Source organism: Actinomycetota bacterium (assembly GCA_036280995.1).
Taxonomy (GTDB): domain Bacteria; phylum Actinomycetota; class CALGFH01; order CALGFH01; family CALGFH01; genus CALGFH01.
This window is the reverse complement of sequence record DASUPQ010000490.1, coordinates 1-2,184: the sequence shown is the minus strand read 5'-3', so window position 1 is coordinate 2,184 and position 2,184 is coordinate 1. Positions and strand designations below refer to the sequence as shown.

3 protein-coding genes are annotated in these 2,184 nt (G+C 71.3%); all 3 read left to right on the top strand.

Translation table 11 applies throughout. The annotated features are described in order from the left end of the window. The coding region (locus VF468_16465) for a twin-arginine translocation signal domain-containing protein (GenBank protein ID HEX5879888.1) at positions 1–252 on the top strand (252 nt) is incomplete at its 5' end. Between the two features lie 92 nt (positions 253–344). Beyond that, the gene (locus VF468_16460) at positions 345–1,094 is read left to right on the top strand and encodes a hypothetical protein (GenBank protein ID HEX5879887.1); all 750 of its coding nucleotides are present in this window, start codon (positions 345–347) and stop codon (positions 1,092–1,094) included. A gap of 147 nt (positions 1,095–1,241) precedes the next feature. Next, a partial coding sequence (locus tag VF468_16455; GenBank protein ID HEX5879886.1) for a hypothetical protein occupies positions 1,242–2,184 on the top strand: 943 nt, incomplete at its 3' end.

Genomic DNA, 2,184 nt, shown 5'->3' with positions numbered 1-2,184 from the left:
CAGCTCCTCTGCGTCCTCTATGAGGCCACCGCCGAGGAATTGGGGTTCGTGCCGACATCGCCCCAGGAGGAGACACTAGAAGACATGCGACGACGAACCTTCCTGCAAGGCCTCGGGGCCGTCACCGGCGCTGCCGTCACCAGCGCTCTGGAGCCCTGGCAACGGCTGTCCGCCGCGCTTCACCAGCCACGCCGCATCGACCGCCAGACCGTCAGCGAGCTTGAGCACATCACCCTCAGCCTCGATGCCTAGAGTCCCAGGTCAGCCCGAGATCGCTACTTGGCCCGGTCGCCGGCCACCTCAACACCCGGGCCACCCTCCTCCAAGGCGCCCTCAAGCCAAGCATGCAACGACAGCTCAGCTCCATCGCGGGCGAGACCGCCGGCCTGGCCGGATGGCTGGCATTCGACATGGAGGACCGCCGGGCGGCCACCGCCTACTTCCGGGCCGGCATCGAGGCCGCCCAGGAGGCCAACGACCGCGCCCTTGGCGCCTACCTGGTCGGCAGCTCCTGTGTCCAGCCGGCCTACCGCGAGCGACCCCAGGCTCGCCTGCGCCGCCTTCAGGGCCAGACCTTCGGCTTCCAGACCTTCGACGCCAACCCTTCGACTCGGGCCTGGCTGATCACCCTGGAGGCCGAGGCCCACGCCCTCGCCGGCAACGAGCGAGCCGCCCTGATCGCCCTTGATGCCGCCGACATGGCCATGGCCTCGGCCGCCGAGGAGGACAACTCTCGTCGGCCCCGAGCGGCCTTCTTCAGTCCGGCCAGGCTGATCGGCGAGCGGGGCGTGGCCCTGGCCCGGCTGCAACGGCCCCAGGCAGCCCAGCAGGTGCTTGAGTCAGCCCTTGCGTCGCTGGATCCCGAGGTCATCAAGACCCGGCCGCGATTGATAGCCGCCCTGGCAACCGCCCATGTCCGGCAGGGCAACATCGACGAGGCCTGTCGTCTCGGGAGCGAGGCCCTGGATCTTGCCGCGCGCCAGCAGGTCGCACCGAACCTCCAGGATGTACGCCGGCTCCGTATGGAGCTGGAGCCCTGGCGCAAGACGCGAGCGGTCAGGGAGCTGGACGACCAGCTCGCCCTTGCCGGGTAGGAGCCTGTTCCACAGAGGCTTGATGCCTCGGACAGGTCCGTCATCCGTAACGTTACCGGGACGCAGGCCGGCCACACTGCAGCTGAGCCAGGATGCTGGGAGGGTGGCGGTGCCGATGGTGCGCTGTATGCAGCTAGGACCATTGCGGTGATCCTAGCGACCCGAGTCGCCCGGCCGCGCTGGTGGCCGGGAGTGGCGGCATGGGCGCTGTGGGCGCTGGCCATGCTCAGCCTGCCGGTGGTCGCCTGGCTGGACCAGCTGTCGCGCCAAGCCGGCCGGCCCGATGTGACCCAGCTCAGCGGCGGTTCCGTCGGGGGCCCGGTGCTGGGGCTGGTGAGCGCGACCACCGTCGGGGCGGTGTTGGCCAGCCGCCGGCCCCGCCACCCGGTGGGCTGGCTGCTGCTGATCCTGGGCCTGTCGCTGGGCGCGAGTGGGGTGGTCGCCGCCTACACCGCCTATGGGCTGGTGGCCCGTCCCGGCGCCCTGCCCGCCGCCGGCGCCGTGGCCCGCTACGCCCCAGCCCTGATCCTGGCGACGCTGCCGGTGCTCAGCTTTGTCCTGCTGTTGACCCCGACTGGGTCGCTGCCATCGGCCCGCTGGCGCTGGTGGGCCTGGGTCACCGGGACCGCCCCGGTCGTCTTGCTGGTGGCACTGGTGGTGGCCCAGGGGTCGCTGGACCCGCGCTACCAGGCCGAGAACAGCACCTTGGACTTCCGCGGCCTTGGTGGGGCCCTGCTGGTGGTCAACCAGGTCGCGCTGGGCGTCACCCTGCTGACCGTGATGGTCGCGGCCGCCTCGCTGGTGGTGCGGTTCCGCCGCGCCCGCGGCATGGAGCGTCAGCAGCTGCGCTGGGTGGCCTGGGCGGCGGTGCTGGTGGTGCTGGCCGCCGTCATCGCCCTGGCCAGCGCCGCGCTGGGGCTGCCGGAGACACTTAGCTGGGCGACCGGGATCTGTGTGGCGCTGCTGCCCCTGGCCATCGGGGCGGCCATCCTGCGCTATCGGCTCTATGACCTAGACCGCATCCTCAGCCGCACCCTGACCTGGGGGCTGCTGACCGTGCTGCTGGGCGGTGGCTACGCCGTGGTGGTCC

Coding starts and splice junctions, on each gene's coding strand:
- VF468_16460 (HEX5879887.1), top strand. CDS start 345: ATGCAACGACAGCTCAGCTCCATCGCGGGCGAGACCGCCGGCCTGGCC.